Genomic DNA, 21,995 nt, shown 5'->3' on the forward strand with positions numbered 1-21,995 from the left:
GCCACCCTCTTTTTTCGTAGTCTTTAAAGCAACTTCTAGATTTCTTACATCATTTAGGGCATCAAAGATTCGAATGATGTCAATGCCGTTGGCGATGGCTTTTTTTACAAACTCAGAAACCACATCATCGGCATAGTGCTTGTATCCAAGGAGATTTTGGCCCCTTAACAGCATTTGAAGCTTTGTATTTTTTACGGTTTTTCGGATCAATCGTAATCTTTCCCATGGATCTTCGCTTAAAAACCTTAAGGATGAATCAAAAGTAGCTCCGCCCCACATTTCAAGGGAATGATAGCCCACTTTGTCAAGGGTCTCCAAAATCGGTGTCATCTCTTGTGTTTTCATTCTCGTAGCAATCAAAGATTGATGGGCGTCCCTTAGAACTGTTTCAGTAATTTTTATCTTTGTCATAAAAATCCCCCTTTATATATGGTATAATTCTCATATTGATAAAACGTTTTCCTAAAAATGAATATCTGTATCCAATTCTAATTTTATAGAATGTAGAAATATATGTACATGATAGATATAAATTGTTACAATGAAAATATCTTAATATTCAATGCAAATAGCAAATATTTCTTTATTTTTTTAAGGGGGCATTCATATGGATTTTACTGACTACAAAATTATCGAAATATTGCAAAAAGATGGAAGAATCTCCATGAAAGATTTAGGCAAAGCAGTAAATATGACTTCCCCAGCTGTCGCAGAAAGGGTAAGAAAACTAGAAGAGAATGGTGTAATTATAGGATATAAGGCGATCGTGGCCCCTGGAAAGCTAAATAAGAATATCATGGCTTTTATTAGTGTGGGATTAGCACCAGAAAATTATCAATCTTTCATAGATTACGCAGAGAAAAATGAGAAAATTATCGAATGCCACCATGTGACGGGTGGAGTCAGTGTAATCATAAAAGTGCTCACTGAAAATATGGGTGATTTGAAAAGTTTGATTGATGAGATCAAGAAAAAAGGAAGCACTCAAACCTCTGTGATTCTATCAAGCCCCATTGAATCCAAACTGATACGAAAATAATTACGATATAGAAAAAAGGTTTAATTTCTTTCCATCAGGTTATAGATATGGAGAGAAATGAAACCTTTTATTGTTTATCCGATGGCTAACAACTCTAAGACTCCCGCTTGCACGCTGTGTAAGCGATGATCAATAAATCAAAGATTTATGATCCCTGCTTATACAAGCGGTCCACCCCTACATTGGGATATCGTCAGAAGTATAAATACAAAATACTTTATGCTAGTTTAACCGCTTCTTCAATTCTTCTGAGTCCTTCCTTAATATTATCAAGGGAAGTAGCATAAGACAATCTTACGTAATCGTCTGATCCAAAACCAGCACCTGGGATAACAGCTACTTTGAAAGCATCCAGTAAATATTCTGCAAAATCTACGGAGTTTGTAATTTCTTTGCCGTTAAAGACCTTTCCAAATAGTTTTGAAATGTTTACCATCACATAAAAAGCACCTTCTGGCTTTCTGCAGGATAAATTGGGAATAGCATTAATCTTATCCACCATATAGTCTCTTCTAGCAATAAAGGCAGCCTTCATTTCTTCAATGGCAATTTTATCTCCCTTTAGGGCTTCAATACTGGCATACTGGGCAATGGTATTTGGATTCGAAGTGGCATGACTCTGAATATTCTTCATGATTTGTGCAATTTCTTTGCCAGAAGCAGTATAGCCAATACGCCAGCCTGTCATGGCATAAGCTTTTGACATGCCATTAACCACAATGGTAAGGTCCTTGATCTCATCTCCAAGGGAGGCAATACTGATGTGTTCTCCTTCATATATCAATTCTTCATAAATCTCATCGGATATTACATAAAAATCATGTTTAATGGCTAGTTTCGCGATCTCGGACAAATCTGACTTTGTATACACGGTACCTGTAGGATTATTTGGGCTATTTACGATAATGGCCTTTGTCTTCGGTGTAATGGCTGCTTCAAGGGTGCTGATATCGTATTTGAAGTCATTGGATTCTGGTGTTTCAACCAATACGGGTGTAGCGTCTGCTAATTTCACCAACTCAGGATAACTTACCCAATATGGGTTTGGAACAATGACCTCATCCCCTGGGTTACAGATAGCTTGTAAAGCATTGAACAGTGAGTGCTTGGCACCATTGGAAACAACGATTTGTTCAGGTGTATAGGATAGATGATTGTCCTTTAATAATTTGTCACATATTGCTTTTTTCAGTTCCGGAAGTCCAGAGGAATCTGTATAGCCGGTCAACCCTTTTTCGATAGCCACAATGGCTGCATCACTGATATGCTTTGGTGTTTTAAAATCTGGCTCTCCAGCTCCAAAGCTAACCACATCAATGCCTTCAGCCTTCATTTTTTTTGCCTTGGCTGTGATAGCTAAGGTTACAGAAGTGGAGATATCCATGTTTTTTGCAGATAAAGATTTGGTCATGTTGTACAGCCCCTTTCTTAAAAGCTATAGTATATTGAAATTATCTATAGCCATAGCAGATAAATGATAAAAATTTTAAATATTGAGACTATTTTATTATATATGCATTATTCATTTCAATACTAATTTTATAGAACATGGGAATAGGTGTACACGGAATAGATAAATTATTATGGGCAAAATGCTTTAAGTAAATACCTAAATAGAGAATGTTTCTTTATTTTTTTAAAATATAAAAACTCATAATGGGTTATAGAAGTAACTTGTAAAAATTAAGCAAATTGATATAAAATAAAGGAAGGTGTGAAATGTTGAGGAGGGGTGAGTGATGGTTAAGACAATCATCTGGTTTATCTATTTTGGACTTTATCTACTGGGAACTGTGCCAGCCCTAATGAAGGTAAAATCTTTAGATCAGCAGGGGCGTATTCAAGAACGAGATAAAATAATTCATCAAACAGCCCAGGGATGGGCAAAAAGTTTGGTAAACTTCACTGGGGCTCAGATACAAGTGATAGGAGAGGAAAATATACCTAAGGAAGGATCAGTACTTTTTGTCAGCAATCATCAAGGTAATTTCGATATTCCTATACTCTTGGGTTTTATAGATAAACCCAAGGCATTTATCGCAAAAAAGGAACTAAAGAAGATTCCAATTCTTCGTACTTGGATGGAATACATGCAGTGTGTTTTTATTGATAGACAAGATGCGCGACAATCATTAAAGGCTATAAACCGAGGAACGGAGTTGTTAAAGGAAGGATATTCCCAGGTGATTTTTCCTGAGGGTACAAGAAGTGAAGACGGGACCATAGGGGAGTTCAAAGCAGGCAGTTTAAAGTTGGCATTGAAAGCCAATGTGCCCATCATCCCTATAAGTATCAAAGGCTCCTACAACATGATGCCTAAAGGTGATTGGAAGATCAAGGCGGCAAAGGTTGAGGTTATCATATCGCCAGCAGTTTCTACAGAAAATGTGGCGGTGAAGGAATCCAATGAACTGACAGATAGGGTAAGGGAAATTATTGCTGCAAAATTATAAATGAAGGATGAGGTGGATGTTTTTATACATCCACCTTATATATTTTTATAGTCCTTGACAGCAGAATGGTACTCGATTAAAATAAAGATGCATAATCTTTTGAAAATAAGTAATTCACAAAGGAGTGATGATATATGAAGACATTAAGCATAGAGGTGATTGTAAAATAACTGAATAGGGTTTAGAAAATAGGTGAATGAAAATCTTAAGTCTATGGATAGGCTTTATTGTTATATAGGAAATTGTGGGTTTTAATTTCTTATATATGGGGTGTGCAGAGGGGATTCCCCTCGCCGTACTAAGGAAGGTGCTCAGGCTGTCTTGCAGCCGTCGAAGGAAACCTAGGGTTTCCTAGCGAAAACAAATTGCCGCTAGGCAATTTTGTTGTGCCTATTTTCTAAAAATCTAAGGAACCATCAACATGTCTATAAAGGAGTCTTGTATGACTCAAGCATTGGCACACGGTAGGTTTATCGTGTTTTTTGATTTTTTGTCAGTGTGTTATATCCCATGGATGGTAGATTTCCATGGGATTTTTATTGTTATTTTTTAAAATGGAGGATGATATTTTGAATAAAGAACTAAACATATTAGGATGGAATGACTTTTTTCAATCCTGTTTCGAGAAGCAGTATGGTGAAAATTATGCAGTTGGAAGGGTAGCCGTCGAACATACCCATATGTATACAATCTATACAGCATATGGAGAACTCCTAGGGGAGCTGACAGGAAAGATGCGTCATGATGCCATGGGCCGTGAAGATTTTCCAGCGGTGGGAGACTGGGTGGTAATTACAGCCAGACCAGAAGAAAAAAGGGCAACAATCCATGGTGTATTGCCAAGAAAAAGTAAATTTTCCAGAAAGGTTGCAGGAAAAACCACAGAGGAACAAATTGTGGCCGCCAATGTGGATACCTTGTTCTTGTTTAATGCATTGAATGGAGATTTTAACATTCGAAGGATTGAGCGATATTTGATACTGGCTTGGGAAAGTGGCGCAAATCCTGTAATTATTTTGAGTAAGGCAGATTTGTGTCATGATGTGGAGGAAAAGGTCAAGGCTGTGGAGACCGTAGCCATCGGTGTGCCGATTCATGTAATCAGTGCCTTAACAAAGGAAGGGATTAGCGAATTAAGTTCATATCTAGGAGCAGGAAAAACCATAGCTCTCTTGGGGTCATCGGGGGTAGGCAAATCTACTTTTATTAACACCTTGGTGGGAACGGAAGTCCTTAAAACGCAAGAGGTTCGAGAGGGGGATGATAGAGGAAAGCATACGACTACCCATCGAGAATTGATTCTTCTGCCAGAAGGGGGACTTATCATTGATACGCCAGGCATGAGAGAACTGCAGCTTTGGCAGGGGAGTGAAGGGATGGGAGAGACCTTCGAAGATATAGAAGAACTAGGCAAGTTATGCTTTTTTAAGGATTGCAGCCATGAGAATGAACCACGCTGTGCTGTGAAAGAGGCCATCGCTGATGGCGGCTTAAGTGAAGAACGGTTTGGGAATTATAAGAAGCTTCAGCGAGAGATTGCGTATATGGAGCGGAAACAAGATAAGCAGGCCCAGGCAGCAGAAAAGGAGAAATGGAAGAAGATTAACAAAGACTTAAAGGCCCATTATAAGAATCGGTAAGAAACAGGTTTAGGTCAAAAAAACGGGCGATTCGTGAATCGCCCCTACAATCGTATACGTGCCTGTCCTCTTGTTTCACAAATATTTCAAAACAGTATGAAAATTATATACGAGTCCATAAAAGGCTGTGATATAATGAACCTATAACATTTTTGGGGGGCATAGGCATGAGAAAAATTAGTGTAGCGGCAGTGTTGATGATGTTGTTTGTACTATTGTCAGGCTGTGGAGAAAAGGCAGAGGTTTTTACCTATAAAGGATTAGACGGAGATTGGAGCATCCAGATACCGAACACTTTTGAAAAGACCAATGAGGAAAAAAATGACCAACTAAACATGAGCCTTACCATTTTCCAGGATGATCAGGGAAGAATGATAAATATCGGGGAGATTCTAGATCCAACCATTGAGGTAAATGAAGAAGCCTTGAAGGAAGAAATCGCTTTAGATTCTTATCTGATTCTGGAACGAACAGAGACCATCGATATAAAAGGCGTAGGTACCCTTTATGGAGCCCTTTTAGAGGATCATTCTACAGAGCAGTTTATGTTTTACTATAAACTCAAGCTGGAAGACAAAGTAGTGACCTTCATCATTCAACAAAAGAAAGAATTTACATTTGAAGAAGAAGCCAAAGTAAAAAGTATGATGACCACTTTGAAAAAATTGTAATCACAGCTTCAGTATATATTTTGAAGATCATCCTTCACCTTAATGGTGGAGGGTTTTTATTTAATAGGAAAGTGCTACTTTCCTATTAAATAAAAAATCAGGGGTGCAGGGGAAGTATTCCCATGCCGTAGTCAGAGGGGTGCTCAGGCTGCCTAGCAGCGATCGAAGGGGACCTAGGTTCCCCTCAGATGGCATCGTTAGATGCTTTTTTTCTACATTTTAGAGCATGAAATGCTTCTATCCAAATGATATAATTGAGGTGAAATAGCAAAAGGGGGTAGCCGGTTTGAGCATACGTTATATTTTTGGAAGATCGGGAAAGGGCAAAACCCATTATATATTTGAGGAAATCAAAGAACGCTTGAAAGTAGACCCGGAACATAAGCTGATATTGATTGTACCAGAACAGTTTACACTCCAGGCGGAGCGGGATTTGATGGAGAAGCTGAAGCTTCCGGGTATATTGAAGGTGGAAGTATTGAGCTTCACAAGACTTGCCCACAATGTATTGAATGAAGTGGGTGGGCGTACGAGGGTACATATCAATGACCAGGGCAAAAGTATGGTCTTACGAAAAGTAATAGATGCCGGGGAAAAGCACCTGACCATTTATCGTAAAATTTCTCAACAAGAGGGCTTTATCGAGAAATTCTGCCAGTTGCTATGTGAATTAAAACAGCATGATGTGCTGCCTGGAGATTTGCTACGTCAAGGTGAATCTTTAGGAGATGATAGCATTCTTCGAAGCAAACTCCAGGATATTGCCTACATATATGAACAGTTTGACCAGTCTTTACAGGGAGATTATATCGATAAGGAAGACTATATGAATATGATGGCTGAAAAAATTGAACAGGCGCGATTCCTTCAGGGAGCAGAAATTTGGATTGACGGCTTCAATACCTTTACGCCTCAGATTTATCGTATATTGGAGAAGCTTATGTTGGCGGCAAAGCGCGTAACTGTGGCGTTTACCATGAACTTCATAGGACAAGAAAGAAATGGAGACCTTTTTCGAATTTCTGAGGCAGCCTATGGACGACTCCATGAAATTGCCCTAGGCCTCGGATTGCCAGGTGAAATAATTGATTTAGATTCCATCCCTTATTGTGAACTGAAAAAGTCCTCAGAACTTCTGCACATGGAGAGGGAAGTATATGCCTATCCTTATAAAGCTTATGCAAATGAGATAAATAACTTAGAAGTTTTTGCAGGTATCAATCTTCATACAGAGATTGAGGCCATGGCAGCCCAGATTCTTTCTCTGATACGGGACAAAGGGTATCGTTGGAATGATATTGCCGTGGTATGCGGCGATTTGGAAAGCTATGGAACTTTGATCAAGCGGGTTTTCGAGGAATACGAGATTCCATATTTCCTAGACCAGAAAAGGCCTATTTCTAATAATCCGTTGATTTTATTTTTACTGTCGGCATTGATGACAATCCAACGGGGATATCGGTATGAGGATATTTTTCGGTTGTTGAAGACCGGTTTCGGCGGCTTGACCAGTGAAGAATATGAGGAACTGGAAAACTATGTCCTTCGATATGGAATACAAGGGAATCGGTGGAAGGAGGATTTTGATCGGGGAGAAGTCTTGGATATTGAAAGAATGAATGGATGGCGTTCACGATTGATCGGCCCACTAGTAAAACTCGAGAAGCGGATGAAAGGCAAAAACACCGTGTCAGATATTACTAGGGCTTTATATAGCTATTTAGAAGAAGTAGATATCTATGGAAAACTTCAAGACTGGATTGAGGAGCTCCGAGCAAAAGGTAGATATGAGCATGTCAATGAGAATGCCCAAATCTGGAATATTATCATGGACACCTTTGACCAATTGGTAGAAATTTTAGGAGAACAAAAAATCGGTTTAAAGGAGTACATAAGGATTTTGGATGCGGGTTTGACGTCCTTAGAAGTTGGAATCATCCCAACCACCATCGACCAAGTATTGATAGGAAATATTCAAAGATCTAAGAGTCATGATATCAAGGCTTTATTTGTCTTGGGCATAAACGACGGGGTATTGCCTTCAGGCAAAGACGAGGAAGGTATTCTTGCTGAGGGAGAAAAGCTGGCGATGCGGGAAATGGGACTAAACCTGGGAACAGATCGTGAACGAAAAGCCTATGAGGAAAAGTTCAACATTTATTCGGCCCTCAGCCGCCCCAGTGAATATCTGTGGTTAAGCTATGCACTGGCTGACCAAGAGGGAAAAGCCATGCGCCCTTCTATACTCATAGATCGGGTGAAGAAGATATTTAAAGGAATTCAAGTAAAGAGTGATGTGATGAATGACGTCCACCATCAGCTCCATATGATTGCTACGAAAAATAGTACTTTTAAATATTTGGTGGAAAACATGCGTTTGAAGCTGGACGGAAAGCCCATGGAAGCCATGTGGTGGGATGTCTATGGATGGTATTATGAACAGGAAGAATGGGCTTCAAAGAGAGATGCCATCACGGAAGGTTTTTTCCATCAAAATCAGGTGGATTATTTGGGTGATTATCGTGCCAAGGCCCTGTACCAAACCCCTATACGCTCCAGTGTATCAAGGTTGGAACAGTTTGTAAATTGTCCCTTTGCCCATTTTGTGAGATACGGATTAAAGCCAAAAGAAAGAGACTATTTCAAAGTGGAGGCCCCTGACATTGGGGAGTTGTTCCATCATGCCATGGAGGACTTTACCAAGGGATTAAAAGAAAGCGGGCAAAATTGGCGGGATCTAGAAAAGAGTCAGTGTGATGAAATGATAGAACGGGTGATCGACGGCGTTGTCCCTAATTATAATCATGGCGTCATGTTTAGTACCCATCGTTACCGTTATTTGGTAAATCGATTAAAAAGGATCAGTCGCAGGGCTGTATGGACCATGACAGAGCATCTAAAACGCAGCAGCTTTGAGCCCATGGGCTATGAAGTGGGATTTGGACAAAATGGGCATTATCCAGCCATTGAGATTGAACTGGCCGATGGTGAAAAGTTATACTTAGAGGGAAGGATTGACCGGGTGGATATTCTGGAGGAAGATGAAGCCTGTTACATTAAGATTATGGATTATAAGTCGGGGAACAAGGATTTTAGTTTATCCAATGTCTATCATGGTCTTGAGCTCCAATTGATGATCTATCTAGACGCAGTCTTATCCCATCACGGGAATATAGCAAAGAAGCATGCAAGGCCAGCAGGTATTTTCTATTTCAAGATTGATGATCCAATGGTGAAGACCGATGAAAAGGTGACGGAAACTATTGAGAAGGAGATACGAAGAAGATTGAAGCTTAAGGGGCTGACCCTGCGGGATGTACGAATTGTCCGAGAACTGGACAAGGAAATAGATGGGTATTCCGATATTATTCCTGTGGCCATAAACAAAAACGGGGAGTTTTATAAAAATTCCTCGGCCTTGGATGGAGAGACCTTTACGGCATTAATCGAACATGTAAGGGGGCTTGTCAAGGAGATTAGTTATGAGATGATGAAGGGCAATGTTCGGATTGCACCTTCTAAAAACAATAAACAAGTAGCCTGTGAATACTGTTCCTATAAAGGTATTTGTCAATTTGACAATTTGTTCGAGGATAACCAGTATCGGAATATTGAAAAGCTCAGTGATGAGGAAGTTATGAAACGAATAACGCCACAGAGAGGGGAGGAAGACGGAGATGGTAAGGTGGACTGAGGGACAACAACAAGCCATCGATGCCAGAGGGAGTAATCTACTGGTAGCAGCGGCGGCGGGCTCTGGAAAAACGGCGGTATTGGTGGAGCGGATTATACAGTTGATTATCAAAGACAGGGTAGATATAGACCGGCTGCTCATCGTCACATTTACCAATGCCGCGGCAGGAGAGATGCGGGAGAGAATTGGGGCTGCACTGCTTCAGGAAATGGAGAAGGGAAACGAAAATGAGGAGCATCTGCGAAGACAAATGAATCTTCTCAATCGTGCTTCCATCAGTACCCTTCATTCATTCTGCATTGACGTGGTGAGAAAATATTTTCATCTCCTGGAGGTGGACCCTAATTTCAGAATTGGAGATAGTACAGAAACCAGTATCATGAAGATGGAGATATTAGAAGAACTTTTCGAAGAAGAATACGAGAAGTCTGATGATAAATTTATCGGCCTAGTGGAGCGATTTGGGGCCACAAAGCATGATCTACCCCTCCAAGGTCTGGTGATGGGACTCTATGAGTTTATTCAAAGTCAACCCTATCCCCTAGAGTGGCTAAAGGAGAAGGTTGAGGATTTTTCCATGGATCTATCCCAATTCGAAAAAAGTCCTTGGTATCATGCCATAAGAGATCAGATTGTAATTGAGCTTATGGGCGCCAAGGAAGCCTTTGAAGAGGGTAAACTGGGATGTATCAAACCTGGCGGACCCGAAGGCTATGGGGAGGCCATTTTAGATGATTTAAGGATTGTGGTGGAACTTTTGACTGGCATTGGAACGAGTTTATCTTCCTTTTACGAGGTGCTTCAGACGGTGAATCACAAACGCTTGGGGAAAATCGCCAAGGATGTGGATGAGGAACTCAAGGAAGAGGTAAAGGCTGCAAGGGAGAAAGGAAAGGATATTCTAAAGGGCCTTCGAGAAAGTGTCCTTAGCAAAAATCCAGATGCCTATATACAGGATTTGAATGATCTTTACCCTTTTATGGCCTATTTGTTCCAGATGATCCACGATTTTCATCAGATGTATAAAGAAAAGAAACAGGAAAAGGGAATTGTTGATTTCAATGATTTGGAACATTTTGCTCTTGATGCCTTAGTCCATGAGCAGGTAGCAAAAGAATATCGGGAAAAATTTGAGTACATATTTGTAGACGAATATCAGGACAGCAATATTGTGCAAGAAACGATCTTAAGCCATATTAAAAAAGAGGACAATCTTTTTATGGTGGGAGATGTGAAGCAGAGTATTTACCGTTTTCGATTGGCGGATCCTTCTTTATTTATTCAAAAATATGAGACCTTCGACCGTGAAGAAGGGTCTGTCTGCCGAAGAATCGACCTCAGCAAGAACTTTCGAAGCAGGGTAGAAATTATCGACGGCGTGAACTACATATTCAGCCATATCATGACCAAGGAATTTGGAGAAATCGATTATGATGACAGTGCCTATCTATACAAGGGGGCCGATGTTCAACCCATAGATAATCCTGCCATCGAATTGTTCCTATTGGACAAAGGAAGTAAGTCCGATGAAGAAGAGCTGATGGAAGAACTGGAGACTTTAGCGGACCCTCTGATGGAAGCCAGGGTAGCAGCCAAAAGGATCAAAGAGCTGTTGAATACCCAAATCTTTGATCATAAACTCCAAGATTATAGACAAGTAGAATATCGAGATATCGTCGTTCTGCTAAGAACTACTAAGAGCTGGGCCCAAGGGTTTTTAGAGACCTTTATGGCAGAGGGGATTCCGGCTTATGCCGATGTGAACGCTGGATACTTTGAAACCATTGAGATCAATATTTTCATGAACCTGCTCAAACTCATAGACAACAAAAGACAGGATATTCCCCTCCTTAGTGTCATGCGTTCGCCCATTGGAGGCTTTACCACCGAGGAATTGATACAAATTCGTATGCAAAGTAAACTGCCAACCTATTACGAGGCGGTACAAGCATATATGGAACAGACCTCCGATGAACTTCAGGAAAAACTTATTGGGTTCATCAATCGGCTGCGGACATGGAAGGATGAGTCTCGATACCTAAATATTGATGAATTGATTTGGAAGCTCCTGATCGATACAGGCTATTACTACTATGTGGGATCTATGCCTGGAGGGATTCAACGCCAGGCTAATTTGAGAATTCTTTTTGACCGGGCCCGTCAGTTCCAGAAAACGTCTATTAAGGGATTATTTAATTTTATTAAGTTTATTGATAAGCTTCAAAGCAGCAGCGGTGACCTGGGGACTGCAAAGATTTTGAGTGAAAATGACAATGTGGTGCGGATCATGAGCATCCATAAAAGTAAGGGATTGGAATTTCCTGTGGTGTTTGTGGCTGGAATGGGGAAGCAGTTTAATCTCATGGATATGAATGCTCCTGTATTGTTCCATAAGGAACTGGGCGTGGGGCCTAAATATGTAGATCCAGACCTAAGACACTATACCGATACCATTGCCAAAATTGCCATGAAAAATAGAATTCGACTGGAAACCCTGTCGGAGGAAATGCGAATTCTTTATGTGGCCTATACCAGACCTAAAGATAAACTGATTTTGATAGGTTCTATTACCAATGTAAAAAATGCTGTGAAAAGCTGGATGAAACCTATGAATCCATTTCACCTTTCCAAGGCAAAACGGTATTTGGATTGGGTTTGTCCTGTCCTTATGCGTCATCAAGATGGAGAAGCCTTACGAGCTTTGATCGATGGCCATTGGGAGCAGGGGAGAATCATAGAAGATCCTTCTGCTTGGAAGATTACCTTGTTGCGGCCTCAAGATATCCATAAAGAGGAACAGGAAAAGAGTATTTTGAAAAAAGATTTTCAGGAGCTTTTGAGGAATTTCCACATGGAAACAGCTTCTAAATTTAAAGATGACATCCATAGAAGGCTGAATTGGACATATCCTTATGATATAGCAACAAAAATTCCCTCAAAGCTAACGGTTTCGGAGATCAAGCGATTGTCATCGAAAAAGCTGGAGCATCTTGGCCATACGATCCCTTCCTTGGCAAAAATGCCCAAGTTTATGGAGGGGAAAAAGCAGTTTACTGGAGCGGAAAGGGGGACTATTGTCCACTTTGTTATGCAACATATAGATCTAGGTCGAATCCAAACCATGGATGCGATAGCGTGCCAAATCGAGGAGATGGTAGAGAAAGAGCTTTTAAAGGTCGAAGAGGGTGCTGCCGTGGATAGGGCTAAGATATTCAATTTCTTCCAAACCTCCATCGGGCAAAGAATCCGTCAATCCCCGAAGGTGTTTCGAGAGATTCCCTTTAACTATATGGGAAAAGCCAAGGATGTAGTGCCAGCATTGGAGGGACTAGAAGAAAATCTATTGATTCAGGGGGTTATCGACTGCTATTTTGAAGAAGAAGATGGTATTGTACTGGTAGATTATAAGACAGATTACACAGGGATGGATAATGTGGACAATATTGTGGATCAATATCGCGTACAAATCGAACTGTATCGCGATGCTCTAGAGGCAATTTTACATAAAAAAGTAAAGGAAGCATATTTATATTTGTTCCATATAGACAAAGAGGTGAAACTATGAGAATGATCCATACTTCCGATTGGCACTTGGGCAGGTTGTTTCACGGCATTCATATGACCGACGATCAAGCCCATGTGTTGGATCAGTTTACGGATTTGGTTCGAGATACAAGACCCGATGTAATCATGGTAGCGGGTGATATTTTTGATCGGGCTGTGCCCCCTACAGAGGCTGTAAATCTATTGGATGATGTGATTTCTAAAATATTGATAGATTATCAGGTGCCCATTATCATGATTGCTGGGAATCATGACAGTCCAGACCGTCTTGGCTTTGGCTATCGATTGATGCAGGGAAAGGGCCTCCATATGTTTGGGAGATTCAATACAGATTTAAGACCTATTGTGATTCATGACCACCATGGACCAGTGTTCTTTCACGGCTTGCCCTATGTGGAGCCTGCTGTGGTACGTGATAAACTAAAGGATGGTGGAATTCATGGTCATGATGATGCCATGGGGAAGCTGATTCAACAGCTGAAGAATAAAATGGACAGTAAGCAAAGAAACATATTGCTTGCCCATGCCTTTGTGGCGGGGGGGGAAGAGAGCGAATCAGAGCGTCCCCTTTCCGTTGGGGGTTCCAGTGTAGTGAATAGTTCCTATTTCAAGGAGTTTGACTATGTGGCATTGGGACATCTTCATCGACCCCAGAAGGTGGGCAATGGGAATATCCGCTATTCAGGCTCACTGATGAAATATTCTTTTTCCGAGGCGGGGCATCAAAAGCACGTGGCTGTGATTGAAATGGATGCTTCAGGGAAAATAGGCATTGAGCCCATTGAATTAAGACCTAGAAGGGACTTAAGATGCCTAGAGGGGTATCTGGAAGAGATATTGGAAGGTCCTCAGAATGGGGAAAGTAAGGAAGACTATCTCATGGTAACCCTAAAGGATGAAGGGGCCTTATTAGATCCTATGGGTAAGCTTAGAAAGGTATACCCTAATGTACTCCATATCGAGCGGCCCCAGATGTTGACTGGGGGCGAGCAGGTGAAGCTTGAAGGGAACTTTCGGAAAATGGGAGAAATAGATTTATTTGAATCATTCTTGAAGCAGGTGGCTGGGAAAGAGATCACAGAGACACAAAGAAAGATATTTGGCGAAATCGTCAATCAACACTATAGCATGATGAGGGGGGAATAGGATGAAGCCTATTAAGCTTTCCATGGGCGCTTTCGGACCCTATGCTGAGATGCAGGAGATTGATTTTCGTGAACTGGGAAATCATCATATATTTTTAATTCATGGGCCTACTGGATCGGGTAAAACCACCATTCTCGATGGGATATGCTTCGCCCTCTACGGTGATACCAGCGGGGCCGAAAGAAATGGGAAAAACATGAGGAGTCATCATGGAAAACCAGATCAGATGACGGAGGTCACCTTCGAGTTTGAAATTCGTGGAGAAACCTATCGTATCTACCGGATACCAGAACAGGAGCGGCCGAAAAAATCTGGTACAGGCACAACCCTGCAAACGGCAGATGCTACCTTGTGGAAACGAAATGGAGAAGAGGACGAGGTTTTATTGAAAACAGGCTGGAAGGTTGTAACGGAGGAAATAGAAAATATTATCGGCTTTAAAAGCAGTCAGTTTCGTCAGGTGATCATGCTGCCCCAGGGTCAGTTTAGAAAGCTGTTGACCGCAGACTCTGTTGAACGACAAAACATTTTGGAAAAGTTATTCGGCACAGAGCTGTATCGAATGATTGAAGAGCTACTGAAGAAATCCGCTAAGGATATTCGTGATGAAATTAAGAAAAACCAAGAGCATCAAAGGCTGATCTTGTCCCAATCTGCCTGTCAGTCCATAGATGAGATAGATAAAATCATCACTGATCATGAAGCAAGAATGAAAGAATTAGAAGAGGAATTAGGTGTAAAAATAGATGCACTAAAGAAGGTCCAGGAAGCGTTTATTCAAGGAAAAGCAAACAATGAGAAACTAAAGGAAAAGGAATTGCTGCAGAAGGAACTTCAGGAATTACAAGGGCGTATTCCTAGTATGGAGAGAAAACGCCAGGAGCTTCTTCAGGCCAGAAAAGCAGCTACAATAGAAGAAATGGAAAAAATCACCCGGCTCATTAGCAAGGATAAAGAAAGCTGGGAAAAGAATTTGGCACAAAAGGAAAAAGAGATGCTTCAGGCCGCAGAGAACTATAAGGGGGCTGAAGAATGCTTGAAGCTCCAACATCAACGGGAGGATCTGCGAGAGGAGCTTAGAAAAAAAAACATGGAATTGGAGGGGTTCACAGAACGGGTTAGAAACCTGGATCAACGTAGACAATCCATCCAACAAATGAAGATTACCCATGATCAAATACTGAAGGAAAAAATAGACATAGAGGCAATGTTAAAGGGATTAGATGAGAAACTGGAGAAGGAAATCGGGTTGTTAGACGTACATAAGGAATATAGCCATAGGCTTCCTTCCTTAGAGGGTAAATATAAGGAAGTAGAGAGCTATTTCAATAAAAAGATGAGTTTGGTCCAACAGGAAGAACAATTCTCCTTGATGGAAAAGGAGTACGGGAAACTGGTCAAGGAAACTGAGGCGGCGGAAGAAACATACCAAAGAAATAAAAAAGAGTACTTTGGTCTTCAAGAGATGTGGAATAGAGGGCAGGCAGCTGTGCTAGCCCAGGATATTACTTCTGGAGATCCTTGTCCTGTGTGTGGTTCAACCCACCATCCAAAGCTGGCAGTTAAAGAAGAATGGATGCCTACGGAATCCGAATTGAAGGATAAGCAGTTCGAGGTAGAGAGACTGGAGAAGGAAAGGGAACAATGGAAGGTCGCACTGGGCAAAATAGCATTGGAAAAAGACAAAATTGAGAATATGATACAACTCCTAAGAGCAGAACTGGGAGATAAAGGGGAGCTAGATATAGCCCAATTAAAGCAGGCTTTAGACGATGCCAAGGATCAATGGAATCAGGCACTGGAGCAAAGTGTAAAAATAGAGGCACTACAGAAGAATATCGAAACCATGAAAGAAACCCAGCAAAAACATAAAGAAAGCCTTGGCGTCATAGAGGAAACTTTAAAGAAGTGTATGGAAGAGTATCAAAGCAACTTAGGGGCCTTTAAACAGGAGGAAAATTCTATCCCGGAAGAAATTCGAAGCCTTGATGCTTTAACCAAGAGACACCAAGAGGTTGTCCAGCAGTTAAAGGGTGAAATGGAGGCAAAAGAGAAGGCACAGAAAGCCTTTGATAGGGCGGATAAGAGCTTAGAGATTTTAAAAACAGAGATAGCAAGCGGGCAAAAGACGCTACATGAAATCCATGAAAAATACATAGTAGAGAAAAAGAAGTTTGTGGAGCGCCTTCAAGGAGCTGGTTTTGAAAAATATCAAGATTATGAGAATGCCAAGAAAAGTGAAGCAGAGGCAGAAAGCCTTGAGCATGAAATCAAAGGCTTCGATGGAAAACTCCAGTCCATTCAGGAACAGCTGGATAAAGCAGTAAAATCTGCCCAAGGTATAACCATGGTGGATTTGGAAAAGATTCAATCTGAAATGGAAGGCGCAGAGAAGGCGAAGGATGAGATTCTGAAACTCCAGGCAAATATTTCTGAAAAGCTAAAGAGCGAAAAGAGAGCGTTTAAGGAGATCGAGATGTTAAATGAACAGCTCTGTAAGATGGAGAAAGAATTTGCAGATGTAGGATATCTGTCGGAGATTAGCAATGGAAACAATGCCTATGGATTAACCCTTCAGCGATTTGTTTTAGGGACACTCCTCGATGATATCACCGACGCCGCGACCCAGCGTTTGAAACTTATGAGCAAGGGACGATATCATCTGCGGAGAACCATGGATCGGGCTAGAAAAAATGCCGCGGGGGGCTTGGAACTAGAAGTGTTTGACACCTACACAGGCATTGAAAGGCCTGTAACTACATTGTCTGGCGGAGAAACATTTTTAGCCTCTTTATCCCTAGCTTTAGGTTTAGCTGATGTGGTGCAGGCGTATTCAGGGGGCATTAATTTAGATACTATTTTTGTGGATGAAGGCTTTGGCACCTTGGACCCTGAGGCATTAGATTTCGCCATGAGAGCTTTGATCGATTTGCAGCAGGGAGGAAGACTTGTGGGAATTATATCCCATGTGCCAGAACTCCGGGAAAGAATGGATGCCAGACTGGAAGTTATGACAACAGATAAGGGAAGCCGAGCAGTATTTAGGATAGCGTGAGGCTGAGGTTAAGGTTGAGGATGGTAGGGGCAGACCTGAGTGTCTGCCCGTGGATTATAAGGAAATGCCACGGGTGGACACATAGGTCCACACCCTACGACGAACCTTTACCTAATAAAAAAATGATATTCTTTCATTTGGAGATCATGATAATGGATTGGGCAATGGTCATTTGGGAGATGGATTTTCTTCCAGCTATCCGATTGGTTGAATCATGTATACAATGAAAAAATGTGGAACACGGCTTGACGAGCATTATGGAGTGTGATAGACTAACGAAGTATTAAAAATTTTTTTATGTTTTAGGAGGTTTTCTCGTGAAAAAAGGTACAGTAAAATGGTTTAACTCAGAAAAAGGTTTTGGATTCATCACAGTTGAAGGCGAGAAGGATGTATTCGTACATTTCTCAGCAATCCAAGGTGACGGTTACAAATCATTAGAAGAAGGCCAAGCAGTAGAGTTCGAAATCGTTGAAGGCGATAGAGGTCCTCAAGCTGCAAACGTTACTAAGTTATAATTGAAAAATTGCATTTAGGTGCATAGTATAGAGCGATTATAACACCAACACCCCCAATTAGATGGGGGTGTTTTTGTGTGTAGATTAAGATCGAGATCAAGTTCAAGATTGAGATTGCAAGGGTAAACATTGGTGGTCAATAGATTTTACTTTAATTTTTCTTTAAATAAAAGAAGAAACCCTAGGGTTTCTTCTTTTATTTAAACTTGATCTTAATCTCGATCTCAGTCTTCTTTTTTATACTATACCTTGAGCCATCATTGCATTGGCAACCTTTAAGAAACCAGCAATGTTTGCACCTGCCACGTAGTTTCCAGGGATACCGTACTCGTCAGCTGCAGCCTTTGCAGCTTTGAAGATGTTTACCATGATAGCATCCAGCTTCGCATCTACTTCTTCAAATGTCCATGATAATCTCATGCTGTTTTGTGACATTTCTAATGCAGAAGTAGCAACACCGCCAGCGTTAGCAGCCTTTGCAGGAGCTAAAAGAACGCCTTTGTCTAAGAACAGCTTGATAGCTTCATTTGTCGTAGGCATGTTTGCACCTTCGCCAACAGCTAGTACACCATTTTTGATTAACATTTCAGCCTGCGCTACATCAATGTCATTTTGAGTTGCACAAGGAAGGGCAATATCACATTTAATAGACCAAATATTGCTGAAACCTTCATGATACTCAGCAGATGGGTGTTGCTTCACATACTCACTGATTCTCTTTCTTTCAACTTCTTTTAATCTCTTAACGGTATCTAAATTGATACCATTTGGATCGTAAACATATCCATTGGAATCAGACATAGCAACAACTTTTGCACCATAGGACTGGGCCTTTTCACAAGCATAAATAGCAACATTACCAGATCCAGAGATAACTACTGTTTTGCCTTCATAGCTCTGACCATGGGCAGCAAGCATTTCTCTTACAAAATACACCAATCCATATCCTGTTGCTTCTTTTCTAGCTAATGAACCACCATATGTAAGTCCTTTTCCAGTTAAAACGCCAGCTTCATAAGCATTTTTAATTCTCTTGTATTGACCGTACATGTAGCCGATTTCTCTTCCGCCTACACCGATATCTCCAGCAGGAACGTCTACATCTTGTCCAATATGTCTATATAGTTCAGTCATAAAGCTTTGGCAGAATCTCATTACTTCTGCATCAGATTTTCCCTTAGGATCAAAGTCAGAACCACCCTTACCGCCTCCAATTGGAAGACCTGTTAATGAGTTTTTGAAAGTTTGCTCGAAACCTAAGAATTTGATAATCCCAACATATACGGAAGGATGGAATCTTAATCCTCCCTTGTAAGGGCCGATGGCGCTGTTGTACTGTACTCTAAATCCTCTGTTCACCTGTACTTTTCCTTGATCATCTACCCAAGGAACTCTAAAGATAATTTGTCTTTCTGGTTCAACCATTCTTTCAAGTATACCTGCTTCTACAAACTCAGGATGTTTTTCGATAACAGGCTCAAGTGAAAGTAAAACTTCTTCCACAGCTTGATGGAATTCAACTTCGCCATGGTTTCTTTGCTTCACTTGCTCTAAAACATTTTGAACAACTGACATCAGATCATCTCCTTAAGATTTATTTTGCATCACCCAGATGATTATGCATGATTGTGCATAACTTTCCTGATGTGCCATTGACGAAAGATTTGGGAAAATGATTTCCTTAATGAAATACCCTTCCCGAATTAAATTATACAACTTATATGATAATTTTCAACATAAAATTGAAAATTATTTTTGAAACACTGAAACCAGCATTCTTAAGACCACTATATATTATTGCCAAAAAAATACTTCTATATAAACTGTTTTTAAATATTATAGAAAGAAAGTGCAGGAAAAAAAAAGTGAAATTCATAAAAATTCACTGGATATGTACTTTGAGTAACAGAAATGGGAACATAAAAAGGTGATTGTAGAATATATTGAAAAGGGGGAGTGATGCTGATGGGTACAGATGATAAGAACTTAAATGAAAAGCAATGGTTTTTAGGTATGATTCTATTATGGATCATAGCTTTGGGAATTCAAATGACGGGAATTATGATGGCAAATAGTCAGCTTGTGGAGCAAAATAATCATCTGCTGGGAATGAATCAGGAACTAAGAATGCAGAATGAAAAAATATCAGAGGTGCTAGAAGAATTAGATAACAAGGTGGCAAAACTAACAGATCACATGGAAAAAGATGATCATGGAGAGTTGGAAAAGGATTTTTTTGTGAAAGCCAACAAAAGAAGAACAACAATAAAAAAAGAGCCTATTTAACCTTTGATGATGGTCCAAGTAAAAATACAATGAAAATTTTAGATATATTGGCAGCATATAATATTCATGGAACTTTTTTTGTGAATGGAACCAATACCAGTCAAGGCAAGGATTTATATAAAAGAATTATTTCTGAAGGCCATGCCATAGGGAATCATACATACAGTCATAACTATGGGAAAATATATACTTCTGTAGAAAGCTATCTGGAAGATCACATGAGGCTTGAAAAACTGATTTACGAAGAAGTAGGCATTAGGCCGAAAATTATGCGCTTTCCAGGAGGTTCGAATAATAAAGTTAGTCATCGCTATGGGGGCAAGAACATCATGGGACATATTATTCAAAAAATGGAAAACAAGGGATATCATTACTTCGATTGGAATGTTACCTCAAAAGATGCTTCATCAGCTACACCAAGTAAGGATACCATTGTTCAAGCAGTATTGCAGGATGTTGAGCTTAGAAATGACGCCATCATTTTATTGCATGACAGCCAAGCGAAAACCACCACGGTGGAGGCCCTTCCTGTAATCATAGAAGAATTAAAAAAGAAGGGATATGATTTTCACGTACTTACGGAGAATTCCTATCAGGTACGCTTTTAGTTTAAATATGACCATAAGAAATAGGAAAGGCAAATTTGCCTTTCCTATTTCTTATGGTTGCTTACCGAGGCGTTTATGGACATCCTCCATGTGACGGCTGATAGGTATATGCTGAGGGCACAAGGACTCACAGGCATTACATGCCACACAAGCTGATGCTCGTTTTGCTTCAGGTAAAAAATTGTTATATACAAAGGAGGATTGTGTCACATCTCCATAGATATAGGTGTCATTATATAAGGAAAAATTTTTGGGAATGTCTACGCCCGATGGGCAGGGGAGACAATATTCACAGGAGGTACACTGTACCTTCGTCAGGCTCCTATACTGTTCCGCGGCCCTTTTGACCATACCTAATTCTTTGGATGTTAAGCTAAGGGGTAGTGCATCTTCAACGATACGGATGTTTTCCACAACCTGTTCTAGATTGCTCATACCACTGAGAATCACGGAGACAGCTGGAAAATTACAAAGCCATCGAAGTGCCCAGTCTACAGGAGTCCTCTTCTGATCTGCTGTATCCCAGATTTCTTGAATACTTGCTGGCGGACGCATAGCCAGTTTTCCACCCTTTAAGGGTTCCATTATTACCACTGCAACATTTCGTTCAGCAGCATAGTTTAGGCCTTTTAATCCAGCTTGATAATTTTCATCCATATAATTTAATTGTATTTGACAGAAACTCCAATTGTAGGCATCAAAAATTTCTTTAAATACTGGGAACTCATCGTGGAAAGAAAAACCTGCATATTTAATTCTCCCATCAGCTAAGGCTTTATCTAGGAAATCTAATACACCTAGACTTTTCACTTTGTTCCATGATTCTTGGTCTAATGAATGGAGCAGATAAAAATCAATATGATCCGTATCCAGTCTTGATAATTGTTCGTTGAGATATTTATCAAAGTCTTCATGATTATGGGTTAACCAAACTGGCAACTTCGTTGCTAATGTTACTTTCTCACGATAACCATCTTTTAATGCTTTACCAACCAGCAATTCACTATTTCCTTTATGGTATGGATAAGCGGTATCAATATAGGTGATTCCATGATCGATCCCATAGCGGAGCATTTTTATAGCTTCTTTTTCATCAATTTTCCCACTGTCATTATTCAGGATCGGTAGACGCATACAACCAAATCCCAATACTGGCACCTCAAAATCTAATTTCCCAAACTTTCTGTACTGCATGACAACCCCTCCGTTTCTTCAGTCATCAAAAAAGTGTGTTTATCCGATGGCTAACAACTCTAAGACTCCCGCTTGCACGCTGTGTAAGCGATGATCAATAAATCAAAGATTTATGATCCCTGCTTAT

13 protein-coding genes and 2 pseudogenes are annotated in these 21,995 nt (G+C 40.5%); 11 read left to right on the forward strand and 4 right to left on the reverse strand.

What is annotated here, in order from left to right:
- Window positions 1-411, reverse strand: a pseudogene (locus K0R93_RS17920) (oxaloacetate decarboxylase subunit alpha); the annotation flags it as partial.
- Window positions 412-607: 196 nt separating this feature from the next.
- Between K0R93_RS17920 and K0R93_RS17925 the strand changes: the two are divergent.
- Window positions 608-1,039 carry an Lrp/AsnC family transcriptional regulator gene (locus tag K0R93_RS17925; RefSeq protein ID WP_300304375.1) on the forward strand — a complete coding sequence of 144 codons (432 nt, stop codon included), beginning with the start codon at window positions 608-610 and terminating at the stop codon, window positions 1,037-1,039.
- Window positions 1,040-1,256: 217 nt separating this feature from the next.
- On the opposite strand, the gene K0R93_RS17930 is transcribed toward K0R93_RS17925, so the two are convergent.
- A complete protein-coding gene (locus K0R93_RS17930; protein ID WP_300304378.1) occupies window positions 1,257-2,450 on the reverse strand; it encodes a pyridoxal phosphate-dependent aminotransferase in 1,194 nt (397 codons plus the stop codon).
- Between the two features lie 328 nt (window positions 2,451-2,778).
- Between K0R93_RS17930 and K0R93_RS17935 the strand changes: the two genes are divergently transcribed.
- The 8 genes from K0R93_RS17935 (at window position 2,779) to K0R93_RS17970 (ending at window position 17,780) form a co-directional block, all read left to right on the forward strand.
- Window positions 2,779-3,492 carry a lysophospholipid acyltransferase family protein gene (locus tag K0R93_RS17935; RefSeq protein ID WP_300304382.1) on the forward strand — a complete coding sequence of 238 codons (714 nt, stop codon included), beginning with the start codon at window positions 2,779-2,781 and terminating at the stop codon, window positions 3,490-3,492.
- 569 nt (window positions 3,493-4,061) lie between these two features.
- Entirely contained in the window at window positions 4,062-5,132 is a 1,071-nt protein-coding gene (gene rsgA / locus K0R93_RS17940; protein ID WP_300304387.1) for a ribosome small subunit-dependent GTPase A, read from the forward strand.
- A gap of 167 nt (window positions 5,133-5,299) precedes the next feature.
- On the forward strand, window positions 5,300-5,803 hold the full coding sequence (locus K0R93_RS17945; RefSeq protein ID WP_300304390.1) for a hypothetical protein: 504 nt from the start codon (window positions 5,300-5,302) through the stop codon (window positions 5,801-5,803).
- A gap of 286 nt (window positions 5,804-6,089) precedes the next feature.
- Complete coding sequence (addB, locus tag K0R93_RS17950) at window positions 6,090-9,497, forward strand: helicase-exonuclease AddAB subunit AddB (protein ID WP_300304393.1); 3,408 nt, start codon at window positions 6,090-6,092, stop codon at window positions 9,495-9,497.
- A complete protein-coding gene (gene addA, locus K0R93_RS17955) occupies window positions 9,481-13,062 on the forward strand; it encodes a helicase-exonuclease AddAB subunit AddA (RefSeq protein WP_300304396.1) in 3,582 nt (1,193 codons plus the stop codon). The genes addB and addA overlap by 17 nt, the downstream gene beginning before the upstream one ends.
- Window positions 13,059-14,207 (forward strand): exonuclease SbcCD subunit D, encoded by a 1,149-nt coding sequence (locus K0R93_RS17960; RefSeq protein ID WP_300304399.1) that lies wholly within the window; start codon window positions 13,059-13,061, stop codon window positions 14,205-14,207. The genes addA and K0R93_RS17960 overlap by 4 nt, the downstream gene beginning before the upstream one ends.
- Before the next feature lies 1 nt (window position 14,208).
- Window positions 14,209-17,262, forward strand: a complete 3,054-nt coding sequence (locus K0R93_RS17965; protein ID WP_300304402.1) for an AAA family ATPase — start codon at window positions 14,209-14,211, stop codon at window positions 17,260-17,262.
- 317 nt (window positions 17,263-17,579) lie between these two features.
- A complete protein-coding gene (locus tag K0R93_RS17970) occupies window positions 17,580-17,780 on the forward strand; it encodes a cold-shock protein (RefSeq protein ID WP_184312167.1) in 201 nt (66 codons plus the stop codon).
- 237 nt (window positions 17,781-18,017) lie between these two features.
- Here the strand turns inward: K0R93_RS17970 and gdhA are convergent, their stop codons facing one another.
- On the reverse strand, window positions 18,018-19,355 hold the full coding sequence (gdhA, locus tag K0R93_RS17975; protein ID WP_300304407.1) for an NADP-specific glutamate dehydrogenase: 1,338 nt from the start codon (window positions 19,353-19,355) through the stop codon (window positions 18,018-18,020).
- Window positions 19,356-19,745: 390 nt separating this feature from the next.
- Between gdhA and K0R93_RS17980 the strand changes: the two genes are divergently transcribed.
- A complete protein-coding gene (locus tag K0R93_RS17980) occupies window positions 19,746-20,066 on the forward strand; it encodes a hypothetical protein (protein ID WP_300304410.1) in 321 nt (106 codons plus the stop codon).
- Between the two features lie 26 nt (window positions 20,067-20,092).
- Window positions 20,093-20,674, forward strand: a pseudogene (locus tag K0R93_RS17985) (polysaccharide deacetylase family protein); the annotation flags it as partial.
- 51 nt (window positions 20,675-20,725) lie between these two features.
- Here K0R93_RS17985 and K0R93_RS17990 read toward each other — a convergent pair.
- Window positions 20,726-21,868 (reverse strand): aldo/keto reductase, encoded by a 1,143-nt coding sequence (locus tag K0R93_RS17990; RefSeq protein WP_300304416.1) that lies wholly within the window; start codon window positions 21,866-21,868, stop codon window positions 20,726-20,728.
- Window positions 21,869-21,995: the final 127 nt, after the last annotated feature.

It is taken from the genome of Anaerosolibacter sp. (assembly GCF_029240175.1).
Lineage (GTDB): Bacteria > Bacillota > Clostridia > Peptostreptococcales > Thermotaleaceae > Anaerosolibacter.